Origin of the sequence: Limnohabitans rimovensis (SeqCode), from assembly GCF_965234775.1 — a bacterium.
Classification (GTDB): Bacteria; Pseudomonadota; Gammaproteobacteria; order Burkholderiales; family Burkholderiaceae_C; genus Limnohabitans; species Limnohabitans rimovensis.
Map to the genome: position 1 here is coordinate 1,560,803 of NZ_OZ248562.1, position 18,912 is coordinate 1,579,714.

18 protein-coding genes are annotated in these 18,912 nt (G+C 58.0%); 10 read left to right on the top strand and 8 right to left on the bottom strand.

Annotation, left to right across the window (positions count from 1 at the left end; genetic code table 11):
* Positions 1-8: 8 nt before the first annotated feature.
* Together AC8GFZ_RS07600 and glmU are read right to left on the bottom strand one after the other, a co-directional pair.
* The gene (locus AC8GFZ_RS07600; protein ID WP_506643935.1) at positions 9-977 is read right to left on the bottom strand and encodes a Bug family tripartite tricarboxylate transporter substrate binding protein; all 969 of its coding nucleotides are present in this window, start codon (positions 975-977) and stop codon (positions 9-11) included.
* A gap of 56 nt (positions 978-1,033) precedes the next feature.
* Positions 1,034-2,413 (bottom strand): bifunctional UDP-N-acetylglucosamine diphosphorylase/glucosamine-1-phosphate N-acetyltransferase GlmU, encoded by a 1,380-nt coding sequence (gene glmU, locus AC8GFZ_RS07605; RefSeq protein WP_506643937.1) that lies wholly within the window; start codon positions 2,411-2,413, stop codon positions 1,034-1,036.
* On the opposite strand from glmU, the gene AC8GFZ_RS07610 reads away from it, so the two are divergent.
* A complete protein-coding gene (locus AC8GFZ_RS07610) occupies positions 2,388-3,302 on the top strand; it encodes a DUF6279 family lipoprotein (protein ID WP_506643939.1) in 915 nt (304 codons plus the stop codon). The genes glmU and AC8GFZ_RS07610 overlap by 26 nt on opposite strands.
* Before the next feature lie 9 nt (positions 3,303-3,311).
* Here the strand turns inward: AC8GFZ_RS07610 and AC8GFZ_RS07615 are convergent, their stop codons facing one another.
* The 3 genes from AC8GFZ_RS07615 to AC8GFZ_RS07625 all read right to left on the bottom strand — a co-directional run bounded on the left by AC8GFZ_RS07615 (position 3,312) and on the right by AC8GFZ_RS07625 (position 5,559).
* The gene (locus tag AC8GFZ_RS07615) at positions 3,312-4,292 is read right to left on the bottom strand and encodes an MBL fold metallo-hydrolase (RefSeq protein ID WP_506643941.1); all 981 of its coding nucleotides are present in this window, start codon (positions 4,290-4,292) and stop codon (positions 3,312-3,314) included.
* Positions 4,293-4,359: 67 nt separating this feature from the next.
* Positions 4,360-4,974 (bottom strand): TetR/AcrR family transcriptional regulator, encoded by a 615-nt coding sequence (locus AC8GFZ_RS07620; protein ID WP_506643943.1) that lies wholly within the window; start codon positions 4,972-4,974, stop codon positions 4,360-4,362.
* 9 nt (positions 4,975-4,983) lie between these two features.
* Positions 4,984-5,559, bottom strand: coding sequence for a 5-formyltetrahydrofolate cyclo-ligase (locus tag AC8GFZ_RS07625; RefSeq protein WP_506643945.1), 576 nt, complete (start codon positions 5,557-5,559; stop codon positions 4,984-4,986).
* Between the two features lie 79 nt (positions 5,560-5,638).
* On the opposite strand from AC8GFZ_RS07625, the gene AC8GFZ_RS07630 reads away from it, so the two are divergent.
* Positions 5,639-7,672: a lytic transglycosylase domain-containing protein gene (locus tag AC8GFZ_RS07630; RefSeq protein ID WP_506643947.1), complete on the top strand. Its 2,034-nt coding sequence runs from the start codon at positions 5,639-5,641 to the stop codon at positions 7,670-7,672.
* A gap of 50 nt (positions 7,673-7,722) precedes the next feature.
* Here AC8GFZ_RS07630 and AC8GFZ_RS07635 read toward each other — a convergent pair whose 3' ends face one another.
* On the bottom strand, positions 7,723-9,540 hold the full coding sequence (locus AC8GFZ_RS07635; RefSeq protein WP_506643949.1) for an ABCB family ABC transporter ATP-binding protein/permease: 1,818 nt from the start codon (positions 9,538-9,540) through the stop codon (positions 7,723-7,725).
* Between the two features lie 32 nt (positions 9,541-9,572).
* On the opposite strand from AC8GFZ_RS07635, the gene AC8GFZ_RS07640 reads away from it, so the two are divergent.
* Positions 9,573-9,992 carry an acyl-CoA thioesterase gene (locus AC8GFZ_RS07640; RefSeq protein ID WP_506643951.1) on the top strand — a complete coding sequence of 140 codons (420 nt, stop codon included), beginning with the start codon at positions 9,573-9,575 and terminating at the stop codon, positions 9,990-9,992.
* Here AC8GFZ_RS07640 and AC8GFZ_RS07645 read toward each other — a convergent pair.
* The gene (locus AC8GFZ_RS07645) at positions 9,984-10,949 is read right to left on the bottom strand and encodes a LysR substrate-binding domain-containing protein (RefSeq protein ID WP_506643953.1); all 966 of its coding nucleotides are present in this window, start codon (positions 10,947-10,949) and stop codon (positions 9,984-9,986) included. The genes AC8GFZ_RS07640 and AC8GFZ_RS07645 overlap by 9 nt on opposite strands.
* 143 nt (positions 10,950-11,092) lie before the next feature.
* Between AC8GFZ_RS07645 and AC8GFZ_RS07650 the strand changes: the two genes are divergently transcribed.
* The 7 genes from AC8GFZ_RS07650 to AC8GFZ_RS07680 all read left to right on the top strand — a co-directional run bounded on the left by AC8GFZ_RS07650 (position 11,093) and on the right by AC8GFZ_RS07680 (position 18,311).
* Complete coding sequence (locus AC8GFZ_RS07650; protein ID WP_506643955.1) at positions 11,093-11,464, top strand: nuclear transport factor 2 family protein; 372 nt, start codon at positions 11,093-11,095, stop codon at positions 11,462-11,464.
* A 176-nt stretch (positions 11,465-11,640) separates the two neighbouring features.
* Positions 11,641-12,516 carry a branched-chain amino acid ABC transporter permease gene (locus tag AC8GFZ_RS07655; protein WP_506643957.1) on the top strand — a complete coding sequence of 292 codons (876 nt, stop codon included), beginning with the start codon at positions 11,641-11,643 and terminating at the stop codon, positions 12,514-12,516.
* A 4-nt stretch (positions 12,517-12,520) separates the two neighbouring features.
* Positions 12,521-13,597: a branched-chain amino acid ABC transporter permease gene (locus AC8GFZ_RS07660; RefSeq protein WP_506643959.1), complete on the top strand. Its 1,077-nt coding sequence runs from the start codon at positions 12,521-12,523 to the stop codon at positions 13,595-13,597.
* A 2-nt stretch (positions 13,598-13,599) separates the two neighbouring features.
* Positions 13,600-14,412, top strand: a complete 813-nt coding sequence (locus AC8GFZ_RS07665; RefSeq protein ID WP_506643961.1) for an ABC transporter ATP-binding protein — start codon at positions 13,600-13,602, stop codon at positions 14,410-14,412.
* Positions 14,409-15,191, top strand: coding sequence for an ABC transporter ATP-binding protein (locus AC8GFZ_RS07670; RefSeq protein ID WP_506643963.1), 783 nt, complete (start codon positions 14,409-14,411; stop codon positions 15,189-15,191). The genes AC8GFZ_RS07665 and AC8GFZ_RS07670 overlap by 4 nt, the downstream gene beginning before the upstream one ends.
* A gap of 2 nt (positions 15,192-15,193) precedes the next feature.
* Positions 15,194-17,053 carry an AMP-dependent synthetase/ligase gene (locus AC8GFZ_RS07675; RefSeq protein ID WP_506643965.1) on the top strand — a complete coding sequence of 620 codons (1,860 nt, stop codon included), beginning with the start codon at positions 15,194-15,196 and terminating at the stop codon, positions 17,051-17,053.
* A 118-nt stretch (positions 17,054-17,171) separates the two neighbouring features.
* Positions 17,172-18,311 carry an ABC transporter substrate-binding protein gene (locus AC8GFZ_RS07680; protein ID WP_506644262.1) on the top strand — a complete coding sequence of 380 codons (1,140 nt, stop codon included), beginning with the start codon at positions 17,172-17,174 and terminating at the stop codon, positions 18,309-18,311.
* A 60-nt stretch (positions 18,312-18,371) separates the two neighbouring features.
* Here the strand turns inward: AC8GFZ_RS07680 and AC8GFZ_RS07685 are convergent, their stop codons facing one another.
* Positions 18,372-18,854: a thioesterase family protein gene (locus AC8GFZ_RS07685; protein ID WP_506643967.1), complete on the bottom strand. Its 483-nt coding sequence runs from the start codon at positions 18,852-18,854 to the stop codon at positions 18,372-18,374.
* Positions 18,855-18,912: the final 58 nt, after the last annotated feature.

Sequence of the window (18,912 nt, forward strand, 5' to 3'; positions counted from 1 at the left end):
GCTGGGCGTCACTCGATCTTCAAACCCACTGCCTTGGCCAAGGCAGCAAAGTCGCGCAGCTCGTCGCGCACAATTTTGTCGAACTCATCTGGCCCCACCGCCAAGGGGTCCAATGCCTGCGCCAGCAACTTTTGCCGGATATCGGGCATGACCAAAACCTTTTGCAACTCGGCATTGATTTTGTTGAGGATGGGTTTGGGCGTGCCCGCAGGTGCAAACAAACCAATCCAACTGTCACCGCGAATGCCCGGATAACCAGATTCAGCGTATGTGGGGACATCCGGGAACATGCTGGAGCGCTTGTCGCCCACGATGGCCAAGGCGCGCAATTTGCCCGCTTTGACCATCGGCAAGGCGGTGGTCGAAACGGCGGCATTCAAATCGGTTTGACCGCTCAAAATGGCCTGTAAAGAGGGCGCGCCCCCTTGGTAGGGCACATGCAGTAACGACAAGCCCGCGCTGTGGGCCAGCATGGCCGTCATGACATGGGTGGTGCTGCCGTTGCCAGCCGTGGAATAGCTGAACTTGCCGGGGTTTTCTTTGGCCAGCTGCACGAACTCTTTCAGGTTTCGGGCGGGGAAGTCAGGCCGAACCACCAAGACATTGGGCGCGCTGGCGATCAAGGTCACAGCCGCCAGATCGCGGCTTGCGTCATAGGGCATTTGCGCCATCAATGCGGGAACAATGGTGTGTGCGCCAATGGTCATCACCAAGGTATGGCCATCCGGTGCTGCCTTGGCCACTTGGGCCGTGCCCATGGTGCCCACCGCGCCAGGGCGATTTTCAATCACGATGGTTTGTCCAAATTTTTCTTGCAAGTGCAGTGACACCATGCGCGCCACCACGTCCACCGAGCCCCCAGGGGGAAAGGGCACCACCAGGCGAATGGTCTTGGTGGGGTAAGCCACCTCTTGTGCCAGGGCACCACCCACCGCACCGACACACAAACTCAACATCAACGCGAGACACTTGAACATATCAACTCCTGGGTATAAAAAGCCATCAAAACAGCGTCAGCACCAACCACCGAATGTTATTTCTTTTGTGGTCGCTTCCAGTTGGCAATGCTGGTTTGTTTGCCACGGGCCACGGTCAGGGCACCGGGCGGGGTGTCTTTGGTGATGGTCGAGCCCCCGCCAATGGTGCCGCCCGCGCCAATGGTGACCGGGGCCACCAACACGCTGTTGCTGCCCACATGCACGTCGGCTTCGATCACGGTTCGGTGCTTGTTCACGCCGTCGTAATTGGCGGTGATGCTGCCCGCGCCATAGTTGACCCGCTCACCCACTGTGGCGTCGCCCAAATAAGCCAAATGATTGGCTTTTGAGCCTTGGGCCATGGTGGTGTTTTTCACCTCCACGAAGTTGCCAATATGAACCTCATCCGCCAACACAGCACCCGGGCGAAGTCGTGCAAACGGACCGATACGCGCATCAGCGCCGACTGTGACGCCCACGGCTTCACCATCGATGTGAGAAAAAGCTTGGACAAAAGTGCCCGCACCAATGTCGGCATTGGCAATGACGCAGTGGGGGCCTATGCGCACCCCATCGCCCAAACGCACCACGCCTTCAAACACACAATTCACATCAATCTCGACATCTTGGCCACAGATGAGGCTACCGCGCACATCAAATCGAGCTGGGTCGGCCAAACGCACACCTTGCAGCATCAATTGCTCGGCTTGCAGGTGCTGGTAAGCGCATTCAAGTGAGGCCAGTTGCACAGGGTTGTTAACGCCTTCTACTTGCCACGCGTCGGTGATAGTGTGTGCCAGCACTTGACAGCCATCAGCGACAGCAAACTTCACCACATCGGTGAGGTAGTACTCTTGCTGAGCGTTGTGGTTGTCCAAGCGCGCCAACCATGCGCGCAGCCAACGCGTCGGTACGGCCATGATGCCGCTGTAAATTTCAGTGATGGCGCGCTGCTCAGGGGTGGCGTCCTTTTCTTCCACGATGGCTTGCACCTCGCCAGCGGCGTTGCGCACGATGCGACCATAACCCTTCGGTTGAGTTGTTTGCAGGGTCAACAGCGCGAGTTGCGTGCCTTGGCTGGCTTGCAGCAAAGCTTGCAAGGTGTCCACTTGCGTGAGCGGCACGTCGCCCGACAACACCAAGGTGACCCCATCGTCCTCCAGCAATGGCATGGCTTGTTGCACCGCATGGCCGGTGCCAAGTTGCGGCATTTGGCGCGCAAAACGCAGGCCCGCTTGGCCTGCCAAAGCGGCCTCGACCTGCTCGGCCCCATGACCGGTGATCGCAATGATGTGGCGCGCCGATAGTTGCCTGGCGCTGTCGATCACATGCTGCACCAAAGCCCTGCCACCGAGTCGGTGCAAAACTTTGGGCATACTGCTCTTCATGCGCGTGCCTTTGCCCGCTGCCATGATCACCACATCGATTGCTGCCATGTTCCATGCCTTTGTTCGTTTGAGAATTATCGCCCAGCGCCTGTGCGTAGCCCTGTGCGCATGCTGGATGCTGGTGGGTTGCAGCACCTTGCAGTTTGCCTACAACTCAGCCCCCGAGCTGACCTACTGGTGGTTGGACGGCTTTCTGGATTTCAACGCCGAGCAAAAACCACAAGTGCGCGCCGATATCCAATCGATGTTTGCCTGGCACCGCAGCCAACAACTCGGGCTGTACATCACCTGGCTGGAACGGGCCCAAACCTTGGCCGCCCGCAACATTCAGGCAGAAGAAGTTTGTGCCCTGTTTGATGAAGCCCTGGACAGCCTGGACAACGTGGCCAAAGAATTAGAGCCGCGGGCAGTTCGCCTGCTGCTGACCATCGATGCGGCCCAAGTCGAGCAACTGCAAAAACAGTACAACAAAAAGAACCGCGACTGGCGCAAGGAGTGGCTGCAAGGCACGCCCGATGAATTGCTGGACACGCGCACCGACAAAGGCGTGGAGCAGGCCGAAAAGTTTTACGGTCGCTTGGACGCCAACCAGAAACAATTGCTGCGCAACCTGGCCAAAAACTCTGGTTTTGACCCGCGCATGAGTTACTTGCTGCGCTTGCGCCGACAAGCCGATGGCGTGGACACCTTGCGCAAACTCAGCACCCAGCCCAAAGATGCAGAAGCCTTTGCACTGGAGTGGCGCCAGCTCATTGAGCGCACGCGGGTCACACCCGACCCCATGCTGCGCCAATACAGCCAAGATTTGAGAAAAGCCAATTGCGCCGCGGTGGCCAGCCTGCACAACGCCACCACCCCCGTGCAACGCGAGCGGGCGGTCAAGCAAATGCAAAGTTATGGTCGCGATTTGCGCGCCTTGATGGAGCGCAAGCCCTGAAGGGCCTGTTCAGGTTTGCAATGACGCCCACATCTCTTGGTCGCGCTCTGCGGTCCAGATGCGCGGGTTTTTGATGCCGCTGGCTTCGTCAAAAGCGCGGCTCACATCAAATGGAAGGCAGTGCTCATAAATGAACACATGGCCAAAAATCGGGTCCATGCGGGTGCGGGTGTGGGCCATGGCACCTTTGAGGTCCAGCTTTTGGGCCACGGCCTCTTGACCACAGCGGTACAAAGTTTCCACCCAACGCTTGGTGTAGTCCAAGGCCTTGTCCACGTTGGCAGCACCCTTCATGGCTTCGCCACGCCCCGGCACGATGGCGGTGGCTTTCAAAGCACGCAAGGCCTCCAAGGTGGCGGGCCACTCTTCCAACTGAGCGTCACCGGTGTAGACGCCGGCCTCGTACTCCACCAGGTCGCCACTGAACAACACCTTTTCTGACTCGACCCAGGCGATGGTGTCGCCCCGGGTGTGGCCGGGGCCCGGGTGCCAAATTTCAACCACCACACCGCCCAAATCAATTTTCAAATTTCCTTGGCGCCCCGGCTTGCCGTCACCCACGATCAGGGTCGGCCAAGTCAACCCCGGCACGCTGTCGGCACCGCGAAACAAACGGGGAAAGCGCTCCATCTCGCTTTTCATGTCGGCGGCACCGCGCTCAACGATCAACTCATAGGTGCCCTGGCTGGCAATGATGTCGCTGGCGCCTTCTGCCTTGAAGGCGCTGGCACCCAGCACCCGCACCGCGTGGTAGTGGGTCAGCAACACATACTGAATGGGCTTGTCGCTGACGGTGCGGATTTTGGCGATCAAGTCCCGCGCCATAGCCGGGGTGGCGGTGGCATCGCTGACCAAAATGCTGCGCTCACCGATCACCACGCCTGAATTGGGGTCGCCTTCGGCGGTATAGGCCCAGCAATGGGCACTGAGTTGCTCAAAGGTGATTTTTTTATCGGCCAAATCGGCTTGGCTGGCAAAGGCTTTGGACATGGTGTCTCCTGGTTTGGGTGTGTCGTTGCGAATCGGGTCTGAAAAAATTGTAGCCAGCGTTGTGGCTTCAGTCGGTTTTGGCGGAAGCTTCAAAGCCATGTTCCAAGGTGGCAATCACTTCACTGGCAAAGTCAGCGTAGCTCATGGGCCCACCGGGGCGCAACCAAGTGAAGGTCCAATTGATCATGCCAAACAACATCATGGTCAAAGCGGTTTGGTTGCGGGTGTTGATGCGTTGCGGATAGGCGCGCTTGATGAAGCGGGTGAATGCGGCCACCACATCGCGCTGGCGGCCCACAATGAGCGCGCGTTGCTCATCGCTCAAAAATTGGGTGTGATTGACCAAGGCCACATGGCGGGTGGCAGAGGTTTCATACTCTTGCAAAAAGCGCCGCACCAATTCGTGCAAAGCAGCCCGTTCATCGAGGTTGCGCCGCTGGGCCGCCGCTTCGGTCTCGCCAATCAGGCCCAATAAACGCAGGGTATAGCGGTCCAGCAGGTCAAACAAAATGGCTTGTTTGCTGTCGTAGTAGTGATACAGGCGCGCCTTGGATGTGCCCCCAGCGGTGGCAATGTCGTTCATGCTGGCGGCCGGGTAAGACGACTGGGCAAAGCAGTTTGCAGCAATGTCCAAAATCTCCTCGCGCTTGAGGTCGTGTGTGGCAGATTTGGGGCGGGCCATGCAACCGCCTCAACCCACAGGCCACACCACGCCGTTGTCGTTGAGGATGGCGTCGAGTGGCACATCGTGGGCCTCGGGTTCGAGGTCGGCGACAAAGCCTTGGGTGAAGCCCAAGCCCACGGTGTGGGGTTTGGGCGTGAGTTGCGCCAAGGTTCGGTCGTAAAAGCCGCCGCCATAACCCAAGCGATAACCTCCGGGGCCATAGCCCACACAAGGCACAAACAACAAGGTGGGCACCACCACCTCGGTGTCTTTGGGCTTGGGAATGTTGTAGGCGTCTTCTTCCATCGGACAACCCGGATACCAAGCGTGGAAGGTCAGGGTTTTGGTCTGCTTGTCAATCACTGGCAAACCAATGCGCCGAGGCTGGGGTTGGTCCAGCAATTCACCGTCTTCTTTCCAACGGTGCAAAGCCGGCAAAGGGTCAAACTCCCCTTTGATGGGCCAGTAAGCACCGATGACCACATCGGGTCGCCCCACCAGCCATATCCGCATGACCTGCTGCAACAGGTCGCAGCGCAACTGCCGATCGGGCAAGTTCAAGCGTTGCTCAAGCAAGGTTTGGCGCAGAGATTTTTTATCCATTGCATTGTGCGCAGCCCTGAAGCGGCATCCCTTGCCCACAAGGTCTATGCCGATTGCTCAAGCCACCGATAATCCGAGTATGTTTAAGACTTTCATTGTGTCATTGTTTATGGGGTTGGCCCTGTCCACCCCATTCACCCCTGCAGCCCATGCCCAAGCTGCGGCCATGAATGAGGGCCCAGGACAGGTTGCCCTGCTGGAAATGGCCGATGCCTTCAAACGCAACGACCGCCGGCGCTTGACCAACCTACTGCCCCAAGTGCGGGGCCATGTGCTCGAACCTTGGGCCGCTTATTGGGAGCTGCGCGCCCGCTTGGACGACGCGTCCACCAGCGAGGTGCGCCAGTTTCTCAGCCGTTATGCAGGCACCTACCAGGAAGACCGTTTGCGCAATGATTGGTTGATGGTGCTGGGCAACCGACGCGATTGGGCCACTTTTGAGACCGAACAAGTGCATTACCGCATGCGTGACGACCGCGAGTTGCGCTGCTATGAGTTGGTGCTGAACCACCAAAAAAACCCCGCCGGTTTTGGCCCTGAAAGCGTCAAAGAAGTTCTCAACCTCTGGCGCTCAATGTTGCAAGCCGATGATGGCTGTACGCTGGCCGCAGAGCGCTTGCTGGAAGACCGCAAAATCAAACCGCTGGAGGTGTGGCGCAAAGCGCGCCTAGCTGTGGAAAACAACCGGCCTGTGACCGCTCGCAACGCGGTGCAATTGGTGGCCCCCAAGCTGTTGAACACCCTGAAAGACTTGCAGGCCCAACCTGCCAAGTTTTTGAACCAACACAATGCACATCCGCGCAATGCGGTGCAAGAGTTGGTGGTGCTGGCTTTGGTGAAGTTGGCCAGCAGCGACCCCGACGAGGCCTACAAACAAATGCAGCGCACCTGGTCGATTCACCTGACCACCGAAGAGCGGCACTGGGTGTGGGGAGCCATTGGCCGCCAATTGGCCATGCGCTTGGATGGCGACGCCCTCAAAGCCTTCGAACTGGCGCGCAGCGACCATGATTTGACCGATGACATGCTGGCCTGGAAGGTGCGCGCTGCGCTGCGTGCCGGTGCCACGCCCGCCTGGAAGGCGGTGGAGTCAGCCATCATGGCGATGGATGTGTCTCAGCGCCAAGAGCCGGTGTGGGTGTATTGGTTGGGACGCGCTTTGAATGCCAGAGGGCATAAAGACCAGGCCCAAACCCTGTGGGAAGGGATTGCCAGCGTCAAAGGTTTTTACGAGCAATTGGCCCTGGAAGAGTTGGGCCGCTCGATCCAAATGCCCGCCCGCCCATTACCGCCCACTGCCGAAGAAATGGCTCAAACCCGCGCCAATCCATCCTTGCAACGCGCAGTGAAGGCGATTGGCATGGGCCTGCGCGCTGAGGGTGTGCGGGAATGGAACTACGGCACCAACTTGGTCAACGCCCAAGGACAGTCCGGGCGCATGACCGACCGCGAGATGTTGGCCGCTGCCCATTGGGCCTGCGAGCTAGAAATTTGGGATCGCTGCATCAACACCAGCGAGCGCACCAGCATGTCTCAAATGGATCCGGCCTTGCGCTTTCCCATGCCATTTCAGGCCGCTGTGGTGCAGCGGGCCAAGGAAATCAACCTGGACCCAGCGTTTGTGTATGGGCTGATCCGCCAAGAAAGCCGCTTCATCATGGATGCGCGATCGCATGTGGGGGCCTCTGGCTTGATGCAGGTGATGCCGGCCACCGCCCGATGGACGGCCAAAAAAATTGGCATGAAAAATTTCAGCCTGGATCAAATCAATCAGCGCGACACCAATATCGCCATTGGAACGGCCTATTTGAAGCTGGTGCTCGAGAGCATGGACAACTCCATGGCCATGGCGGCAGCGGCTTACAACGCGGGGCCCAGTCGCCCGCGCCGCTGGCGTGCGCCCGATCAAGGCAAAGGCCCCGTGCTGGAGGCTGCGATTTGGGCCGAGAACATCCCGTTCAATGAAACCCGCGACTATGTGAAAAAGGTGCTGGCCAACACCACCAATTACGCGGCATTGATCAGCGGCCAACCCCAATCGCTCAAAGCGCGATTGGGCAAAGTGGGTCCGCGCGAAGCGTTGGCGCCGCCAGAGGATGCCGACTTGCCTTGACAGGGGTGCGCTCAGCTCAGGGTAGATGCCCCATCAAGGACGGCAACACCTCAAGCAGCGCTTTGCTGCAAAGACCACATGCGCGCATAGTGGCCTTGCAGGGCCAGCAATTGCGCATGGGTGCCGCGCTCGACCACTTGGCCCGCGTCAAGCACCAAAATTTCATGCGCATCCACCACAGTGGACAAGCGGTGCGCGATCACCAAGGTGGTTTTGTTGTGGGCAACGCTTTGCAACTCGGCTTGGATGGCGCGCTCATTGGCGCTGTCCAAGGCCGAGGTGGCCTCGTCAAAAATCAAGATGGGTGGGTCTTTGAGCAAGGTGCGGGCAATCGCCACGCGTTGCTTTTCGCCGCCAGAAAGCTTCAAGCCACGCTCGCCCACCATGGTCAGGTAGCCCTTGGGGGTGGCAGAAATGAAGTCGTGGATGCGAGCTTGGCGTGCGGCCTCTTCCACCTCAGCCTGGGTGGCCCCTGGGCGTCCATAGGCGATGTTGTAGGCCACGGTGTCGTTGAACAGCACCGTGTCTTGGGGCACGATGCCAATGGCGCGGCGCAAACTGGATTGGGTGACGCTGCGAATGTCGTGACCGTCAATGGTGATGCGCCCGTTCAGGGCCTGATCGTTGGGGACATCGTAAAACCGGTACATCAAGCGTGCCAAGGTGGACTTGCCCGCACCCGAGGAGCCCACCACGGCCACGGTTTTCCCCGCCGGTATTTCAAAGCTCAGGCCTTGCAAAATGGGTCGATCTGCCTCGTAGGCAAAGCGAACATTTTCAAAACGCACTGTGGGCGATTCGGCCAGTTGCAAATCAAGCGCACCCACTTGGTCATCCACCTCGCGCTCTTTTTCCAACAAGCGAAACATCCGGTCCAAGTCGGTCAGGCTTTGCTTGATTTCGCGGTAAATCATGCCCAAAAAATTCAGCGGAATGTAGAGCTGGATCATGAAGGCATTGACCATCACCAAGTCGCCCAAAGTCATGCGCCCTTCCACCACGCCTTGGGTGGCGCGCCACAGCATGGCAATCAGCGCCACCGCAATGATCAGCTGCTGCCCGGTGTTGAGCAGGCTCAAGCTGGTTTGGGCTTTTAATCTGGCGCGGCGCAATTGGTCCAAGCTGCGGTCATAGCGCTGGGCCTCGAAGCCCTCGTTGTTGAAGTACTTGACGGTTTCGTAATTCAGCAGCGAATCCACTGCTTTGGTGTGGGCAGCCGAGTCAAATTCGTTGGCCTCACGTCGAAACTGGGTGCGCCACTCGGTCACATAGACGGTGAAAAAAATATAAATCACCAACGCCGCCAAAGTGATGAGCGCAAACCACACATCAAAGGTCCAGCCCAAGATGGCCAACACCAACACCACCTCGATCAAGGTAGGAACGATGCTGTAGAGCGAATAGGAGATCAGCGACTCGATACCGCGCACACCGCGCTCGATGTCGCGCGTCATGCCACCGGTTTGCCGCTCCAAGTGAAAACGCAGACTCAAGCTGTGCAAATGTTGAAACGTTTCCAAAGCAATTTGGCGCGCCGCACCTTGGGTGGCCTTGGCAAACACCAGTTCGCGCAATTCGGTGAAGGCCGACACCGACAGCCGCAACACGCCATACACCACCAGCAAGGCCACCGGAACCACCAACAACGTCTGTGGCTGTGACAGGTTGGGCGTCATCGCGTCGATCAGGTGCTTGAGCAATACCGGCACGCCCACATTCGCCAGCTTGGCCCCGACCATGAATGACAAGGCGGCGACCACACGCCATTTGTAATGCCACAAATACGGCAGCAAACGGCGCAAAGTGGTCCAGTCGCCGCGCGGGGCATGGGGATCGTTGGGAAGCTCGGGGGTGGCGTGGTGGCGCATGCAGGACAATGTTGTTTTTGCCGATTGTGCCCATGTCTCAAACCCCGCCCAACGCACCCGTGCTTTTGCCGACCGATCAGGAGTTGGTGCTCAAAGTGATTCCCATGCCGGCCGACTGCAATGCCAACGGCGATATTTTTGGCGGCTGGGTGATGGCGCAGGTCGACTTGGCCGGTGCGGTGCTGCCGGCCCGTTTGGTGCAAGGCCGCATCGCCACGGTGGCGGTGAATGAGTTTGTCTTCAAGCAGCCTGTGCGGGTGGGGGACATCCTCAGCTTTTTTGCCAGCGTGGCGCGCATTGGCCGCACCTCGGTCACGGTCAAGGTCGAGGTCTATGCCGAGCGCATGCGCCAGCAAGGGCGGTATGTCAAAGTCACCCAGGCCAATTTGACGTATGTGGCCATCGACAACGATGGCAAGCCCTGCCCCATACAAGCCCCAGAATCAACTTGAGGCGCGCCGCTTGGCGCGTGCAACACGCTGCGATGCCGACTGCACACCCTGCTGGGCATCCCACAGCGATGACTCTTTTTCGTATTGTTTGATTTGGACGCTGAGCCAGTCTTTGAACAGGCCCAACTCAGGTTTGACCTTGGCCCGGTGAGGCGACACCAGGTAGTAGGCGTCAGGGTGTGGCGCCTGCACAGGATGGACCAGCACCAACTCGCCACGGACCAACAAGGCCTGGGCAATCGAGCGGCGGGTCAGGGCCACGCCCTGGCCCAGCCTGGCCGCTTCCAGCAAATGGGTCGAATCGGTGAAATGCAAGCCCGACGCAGTCACCTCGCCATCCAGGCCCGCAGCGGCCATCCAAGTGGCCCAGCTCTCGCCGACGTGCATGCACGGCCATCGGCGCCAATCCACCGGCTTGCGCTGCAATGCGGGCGTCCACAAATCGGGGGATGCCACCACCACCAAGCCCTCACCCATCAAACGCTGAACCTGCACATGCGGCCAGTGGCCATGGCCAAAGCGGATGGCGGCATCCAGGTGATCGCCTTCCAAATCGCTGAAAGCCAAGCCCGCACGCAATTTCAAATGGATGTGCGGAAATTGATGGCGCCAATCGGGCAAGCGTGGCAACAACCAATGCATCACCCAAGAGGGCAGCACCGACAGCACCAGGGTGCTTTGCGCCGATTTGTCGCCGACCTGCGCGCTGGCCGCGGCCAATTCTTCGAGCAGTGGCCGCACTTGATAGGCGTAGCTGCGGCCCGCCTCGGTCAAAGCCATGCCGCGCCCTTGGCGGATCAACAAGGTTTGGCCCAGCATGTCTTCGATGGCGCGTATTTGATGGCTCACCGCGCCATGGGTCAAATGCAAGGCCTTGGCGGCTTCGCTCAAACTGCCCAATCGCGCCACAGTGACAAATGCACGCAAGGCGGTCAGCGGTGGAATGCGTTCGATCATGTTAAAAAAATTCACATGCGATGCGAATCGAACAACGATGCGTGGGCTTGAACTCGCTCTCCAATGGACAGGTGTCTAAAGCAGCCCAGGGCTGATGAAAGACACGCCCCATTGACCACACCCCACTTGAAAGGAAAACCACCATGTGCATTGACGACATTCGTTTGTTTTTGAGGGATTATTTTGATGTGTTGCAGAACCAGGACTTGGCATTGTTTGACCGGGTTTTTCACCCGCAATGCGTGCTCTATTCTGCCCAAAATGGTGAGGTGGTCGTGCGCCCCTTTGCCGCTTATCGGGAAATGGTTCAAGGGCGTGCCTCACCGCAGTCCCAGAACAGTCCGCGCGATGACCATGTGTTGATGATCGACTTGTTGTCGCCAGAGATGGCCATGGCCAAAGTGCAATTGCGCTTGTTTGACAACATCATGGTCGATCACCTGAACTTGATGAAAGTCGATGGTCGCTGGACCATCATGGCCAAGCACTTCTCTCGCTTGCGCAGCGCTGTCTGAGTGGTCACGCGCCAACGTCCCCACGCTGCGCAAGGGTATTGGCCATTTCCCGCCTTCTGCGCAGGCGTTGCGAACAGGAAAGCCCCATCCGCATGGGGTTTCCCCGCTGACGCAGCAGCAGCATTTTTAGGCATAGTAGGTACTTTTGTTGAAGTTAATTTTGCCAAGGCGCGTGCGTGCAATTTTTACAATTGGTCATCGGTGGGGTTTCGCAAGGTTGCATTTACGGCCTGATTGCGCTGGGCTTTGTGCTGATCTACAAAGCCACTGAAACCGTGAGCTTTGCCCAGGGCGAGCTGATGATGCTCGGCGCCTTTGCCGGTTTGCTGGCAATGGGGTTTTGGGGCTTTCCCTTTTGGGTCTCGGTGCTGGCGGCGATGGCCGCCATGGCCACTGTGGGCTATGTGATTGAGCGCGCGGTGATTCAACCCATCCTCGGACAGCCTGCGTTTTCTGTGGTCATGCTCACCATTGGCATCGGCTATGTGTTGCGTGGCTTGGTCACCATGATCCCGGGCATTGGCACCGACACCCACACCTTGGCGGTTCCCTACAAAGACATGGGGTTTCAATGGGGCGCCTTGATGATCAACGCCGAACAAGCGGTGGTGGTTGGGGCCACCTCAGCCTTGTGTTTGGTCCTGTATTTGTTGTTCAAGCACACCAAGCTGGGCATTGCCATGCAAGCGATGTCACAAAACCAACTGGCTGCCTATTACATGGGCATCCCGGTCAAGCGGCTCAACAGCATGGTCTGGGCATTGGCCGCCATGGTGGCAGCCGTCGCCGGTTTGTTGCTGGCGCCCATCACCTTTGTCCATGCCAACATGGGCTTCATTGGCCTCAAAGCCTTTCCCGCAGCCGTGGTGGGTGGATTTGGCAGTTTGCCCGGCGCCATTGTGGGGGGCTTGGTGATTGGTGTGGTCGAGTCTTTGTCGGGCTTTTATTTGCCAGATGGCTTCAAAGACACGGCCGCCTATATCGTGGTGCTGATCATGCTGATGGTGATGCCCAACGGTTTGTTTGGCGAAACCACCCGCAAAAAGGTCTGACACCGTGCGCTTTGTTTTCAAAACCGATTACAACCAAGACATTGGCTTGGCCAAACACAAAGGCCATGTGTTTTGGTATGGCCTGTTGATGCTGGTGCTGGTGCTGTCGCCTTGGCTGTTGCAAGAGTATTGGCTGGCGCAACTGACCTTTGTGTTGATCTACAGCATTGTCGGTTTGGGTTTGATGCTGTTGGCAGGCTTCACCGGTTTGTTCTCCATTGGCCATGCGGCGTTTTTGGGGGTGGGTGCGTATACCCAGGCGGTGTGCACCCAAGCCGGCATGTCATTTGTGCCCGCCCTGGTGTGTGCCACGGGTTTATCGGCGGCTGTGGGCGTGGTGGTGGGTTTGCCCGCCTTGCGCGTCAAGGGCATTTACTTGGGCATTGCCACACTGTCCTTTGGATTCATTGTGGAAGAGGTGCTGGCGCGCTGGGAAAGCGTCACCGGCGGCAACGCCGGCATTCACCTCAAAGCCCCCGATCTGTGGGGCCAGTCGGTGAGCAGCGCCGAAGGCTTTTATTTCCTGTGTTTATTTCTCACGGTGTTGAGCACCTTGGGCGTGCTCAATTTACTGCGCTCGCCCACGGGGCGCGCATTTGTGGCGATCCGCGACTCGGAAATATCGGCCCAAAGCATGGGCATCCATTTGGCTTATTACAAAACCCTGTCGTTTGCCATTTCGGCCGCCTTGGCCGGTCTTGGCGGGGCTTTGTACGGCCACAAAATGCAGTTCATCTCGCCTGATCAATTCAGTGTGCTGCAGTCGATTGATCTGCTGCTGATGATTGTGGTGGGCGGCCTGGGCTCGGTGCACGGTGCATTTTTGGGGGCAATATTTTTGATCGTGCTGCCACAGTTGATTTCATTGACCAAGGACAGTTTGCCCGACGCGATTGCTTTGGCCCCCGGTCTTCAGTCTTTGGTTTATGGCTCGGTGTTGATTGCATTTGTCCTGTTTGAGCCCATGGGCATGTATGGGCGCTGGCTCAAGGTACGCACCTATTTCCAGGTTTTTCCGTTTTACCGCCAAGGCATGTTCAAACGGCAAAAGGCATTTCAAAAATCTGATCGGCTGCGCTGACCATGTCCGACATCTTGTTGCAAGCCCATGATTTGAGTGTCCAGTTTGGCGGCGTTCGGGCCGTCAACCAAGTGAGTTTTGCTGTTCGCAAAGGTGAAGTTTTCACCTTGATTGGGCCCAACGGCGCGGGCAAAACCACGGTGTTCAACCTGATCAGCCGCATCTACAACCCCACCAGTGGCCATATTCGCTGGCACACCCCAACGGGCGAGCTGACTTTGACCGATTGCCCAGCGCACAAGGTGGCCGCTTTGGGCATCGCCCGCACATTTCAAAACATTGAACTGTTTGAACACGCCAGTGTTTTGCAAAATTTGCTCATTGGTCGCCATGTGCACCAACAAACCGGGTTTTGGCAAAACCTGCTTTTCACACCCGCGGTGCGCCGCAGCGAGCGCGCCTTTCGGCTGCGGGTCGAAGAGGTGATCGATCTGCTGGACTTGCAACACCACCGCGACACCATGGTGGCCGGTTTACCTTACGGGGTGCGCAAGGTGGTCGAGTTGGCCCGTGCCTTGTGCACCGAGCCCCAATTGCTGCTGCTCGACGAGCCCTCCTCCGGGTTGAATGCCGAGGAAACCGACGACATGGCCTACTGGATCCGCGACATCCAACACGAGTTGGGCATCACGGTGTTGATGGTGGAGCATGACATGCGCTTGGTCAGCATGGTCTCGGACCGGGTGCTGGCCATGAACCAAGGCCAGGTGCTGGCCCTGGGCAGCCCCGCTGAGGTGCAAAGCCACCCCGATGTGGTCGAGGCCTATTTGGGCAGCGCCGAAGACTTGAGCCATTTGCGCCGGAGTCGGACATGAGCGGCGACCAGACCCCCATCTTGCAACTGCTCAATGTCGAGAGCAGCTACGGGCCCATCAAAGCGATTCGTGGGGTGAGCTTGCAGGTGAATGCCGGTGAAATTGTCACGGTGTTGGGCTCCAATGGGGCCGGCAAATCCACCATTTTGAAAACCATCTCCGGCATCATTGAGCCGCGCAAAGGCAGTGTGCTGCACCAAGGCCAAGACATCACTGGACAAGACCCTGCGGCCATCGTTCAGCGCGGTGTCTCGCATGTGCCCGAGGGGCGCGAGGTGTTCCCCTTGCTGAGCGTGCACGACAACTTGCTGATGGGCGCTTACACGCGCCAAGACCGCGACGGCGTGGCCAGGGACATGGCCCAGGTCTATGCCTACTTTCCCATCTTGCAAGAGCGCTCAAGCCAACAGGCTGGCTTGTTGTCCGGTGGCCAGCAACAAATGTTGGCCTTGTCACGGGCCTTGATGGCCGAGCCTGACATGATCTTGCTCGACGAGCCCAGCTTGGGCTTGAGCCCCAAGCTGACCTTGGAAATTTTTGAAATCGTGGTGCGCATCAACCGCGAGCGCGGCACCACGATTTTGCTGGTCGAGCAAAACGCCCACATGGCCTTGAACGCTGCCGACCGGGGCTATGTGCTGGAGAACGGCCGCATCGTCATGGAAGACAGCTGTGAGCGCTTGCGCGAGAAAGACGATATCCGCGAGTTTTACTTGGGCATGAAAGACGACAGCGTTCGCACGGAGCGGCGCTGGAAGAAAAAGAAAACCTGGCGCTGAGCATGAGCAATCTATGGAACTTGCAAGACCTGCAAGGCAACACTGAGATCATTGTGGCGGGTGACACCATCCCCGCCATGTTTTGGCAAGCGGCGGCGCAGCGCGCCGACCAGGTGTGGCTGCGGCAAAAGGAACTGGGCATTTGGCGCAGTTGGACTTGGCAAGATTGCGCCAACACGGTGCAAGACCTGGGCCAAGGCTTGATGAGCCTGGGCGTGCAAGCCCACGACCGTTGCGCCATTTTGGCCAACACCTCGCGCGAATGGGTGCTGAGCGACTTGGCCATTTTGTGCTGTGGCGCCGTCTCCAACGGCATTTACCCCACCGACGCCGCATCCCAAGTGCAATACCTTTGCCAAGACTCGGACAGCGTGGTGCTGTTTGTGGAAAACGACGAGCAGCTCGACAAGGCCTTGGCGGTGCGCGATCAATTGCCGCGCTTGCGCCACATCGTGGTGTTTGACATGACTGGCTTGCAGCAGCTCCATGACCCCATGGTCATGGGCTGGGAGGAGCTGGTCGAGCGGGGTCGCGCCTGGGGCCAAGATCAGCCTGGCGCTTTGCGCGCTCGCAGCGACGCTTGTCAAGCCCAGGACCTGGCGATTCTGGTTTACACCTCGGGCACCACTGGCAAACCCAAGGGGGCCATGCACAGCCACGCCGGACTGGTGTATGCGGTCCGCGGCTTCAACACCTTGGCGCGCCAAGATGCGCGCGACGATCGCATGTGCTTTTTGCCACTGTGTCACATTGTGGAGCGCATTGGCGGTGAGTACCATGCGCTGTACACCGGGGCGGTGCTCAATTTTGTGGAGAACCCCGAAACCATTCCCGAGAATGTTCGCGAAATCGCGCCCACGGTGTTTGTGGCCGTGCCCCGGGTGTGGGAGAAGTTTTATTCCAGCGTGATGATCGCCCTCAAAGAGTCCAGCCCATTGCAACAAATGACGTATGCCTGGGGCATTGGGGTGGGCCAGCGGATCGCCGAGCGGGTGCTGGCCCAACAAGCGGTTTCCTGGGTATTGAAGTGTCAATTCACGCTGGCCCGCTGGTTGGTGCTCAACAACGTGCGCAAGCTCATTGGCATTCACCGCGCCCGCATGCTGATCTCTGGCGCCGCCCCCATTTCGCCCAGCCTGATCAAATGGTATTTGTCTCTGGGCGTGCCCATGCTGGAAGCTTGGGGCATGACCGAAACCTGTGGCGCATCAACGGCCATGACCGCTGCCCGCATCAAGCCCGGCTCCATCGGGCCAGCAGCTGGCTTCAACGAAGTTCGGCTGGATCCAATCACGAACGAGATTCTGGTGCGTGGCCCCAACGTGTTCATGGGCTATTTGAATTTGCCCGACAAAACCGCTGAAGCCCTGGATGCCGATGGCTGGCTGCACACCGGCGATGTGGGCGAGGTCGACGCCGATGGTTACTTTCGCATCACCGACCGGATGAAAGACATCATCATCACCGCAGGCGGCAAGAACATCACCCCCAGCGAATTTGAAAACGAGTTGAAGTTTTCACCCTACATCACCGATGCGGTGCTGATTGGTGACCAGCGGCCTTACCTGACCGCCATCATCATGATCGACCAAGACAATGTCGAAAAATTCGCCCAGGATCACGATGTCCCTTTCAGCAACTATGCCAGCCTGACCCAAAGCCAGGCTGTGCTGGACTTGATCCAATCGGTGGTGGACCAAGCCAATGCCCAGTTTGCCCGGGTCGAACAAGTCAAGAAGTTTTGGTTGCTAGACACCCAGCTCTCGGCAGAGGACGAAGAACTCACCCCCACCATGAAGCTCAAGCGCCAATTGGTGCAAAAGAAATACGCACCCCACATTGAAGCCATGTACCGCCCCTGATGGCCCACGGGCCTACGGGCTTACCATGGCTTGACAGGGCTGCAAAGGCCAGCAGAATCTACCCACTTTTTTAACCCTGGAGATCCGCATGAAATCACTCCCCCACATCCGCCTTGGGATGGCCTTGATGGCTTGCTTGAGCGCACCCTTGGCTTTGGCGCAATCACAAGGCGTGAGCAAGACCGAAATCAATCTGGGCTCGATCCAAGACCTCTCCGGCCCCTTGGCGGGTTTTGGCAAGCAAGTGCGCCTGGGCATGTTGCTGGCCGTGGACGAACTCAACGAGCAAGGCGGCATCAATGGCCGCAAGCTCACGATCAAAATCGAAGACTCTGGCTACGACCCCAAAAAGGCATTTTTGGCTGCCCAAAAACTGGTCAACCAAGACAAGATTTTTGCCATGGTGGGGCACATTGGTACGGCTCAAAATTTGGCCGCCATGCCGGTGCAGTTTGAAAAGAACGTGGTCAACTTCTTTCCCGTCACCGCCGCGCGCGAAATGTTTGAGCCCTTTCACCGCCTGAAGTATTCTTTTGCCGCCACCTATTACGACCAAGTGCGGGTGTCCACCGCCATGTTGGTCAAAGAAAAAGGCGTGAAGAAAATTTGCACCTTGTACCAAGATGATGAGTTTGGCCTGGAGGTTGTGCGTGGGGCCGAGGCTGGCCTCAAGTCCATCAACATGGAATTGACCGAGCGCACCACCTACAAACGTGGATCCACCGACTTCTCGTCACAAATTGCCAAGCTCAAGTCATCGGGCTGCGAGATGGTGGTATTGGGCACCATCATCCGCGAAACGATTGGCGCCATTGGCGAGTCGCGCAAGACGGGCTTCAACCCTATTTTCTTGGGCTCGTCGGCTGCCTATACCGACTTGATTCACAAGTTGGGTGGCAAAGCCATGGATGGCCTGTACGCAGCCATGACCTCACAACACCCCTACTTGGATGAGGCTTCACAACCCATTCGTTTTTGGGCCAATAAATACAAGACCAAGTTCAACGAAGACCCCACCGTTTTCTCGGTCTACGGCTACAGCGCCATCAACAACTTCGCCACTGCCGCACGCAAAGCTGGTACCAACCTGACCACCGACAGCTTCATCAAAGCCATGGACACCATGGTCTATCCCAAAGACATGTTTGGCGGTCCAGAGCTGACCTTTGGGCCTGAAAAGCGCCTGGGCAACTATGCTTCCCGCTTGTCTCAAATCCAAGACGGCAAATGGAAGGTCACGACCGACTATTTCAAGTAAGTCGTTCTCGCGCCACCTCTAAAACCCCGCTGCAGCACAGCGGGGTTTTTTCATGTCTGGTCAGGACACAATGAATGCGGCGGCCCCCGTGGCGATGAGTTCCTCGCCTTGGCCCCAAAAAGACATTTGCAAATTGGCCACCCGAGAGCCCAAGCGCAGCACCTGAGCGCGCACTTCAAAGCGCTCCCCGATGGCTTGGCGCAAATAATCCACACGCATGTCAATCGTGCCCAAGCGGTCAAAGCGGTGCAAGCGTTTGGCGATGGGTTCCTCCAGGTGCTTGGCGCCCAAAGCGGCCATCACCGCCAAACCCGCCACACCGTCCATACACGAAGCGATCACCCCTCCGTGCAAACGCTGGTGCCCGTAGTGGCCAATCAAGTCGGGGTGCATGGCCATGTGGCAGCTCACCTCCGTGGGCGACACGCGGTCGATGCGCAAACCCAGCACCCGATTGAAACAGATTTTTTCTTCAAAGATAAGCCTCAATCCCTCTATGAACTCGGGCTCATAAACCACCGCTGATGGGGGCGTCTTTTTCATGCGTGGGCTGGGTTTTGCAGGCCCAGCTTGTCCAGCGATGTGACAACCAAAGGCCAGT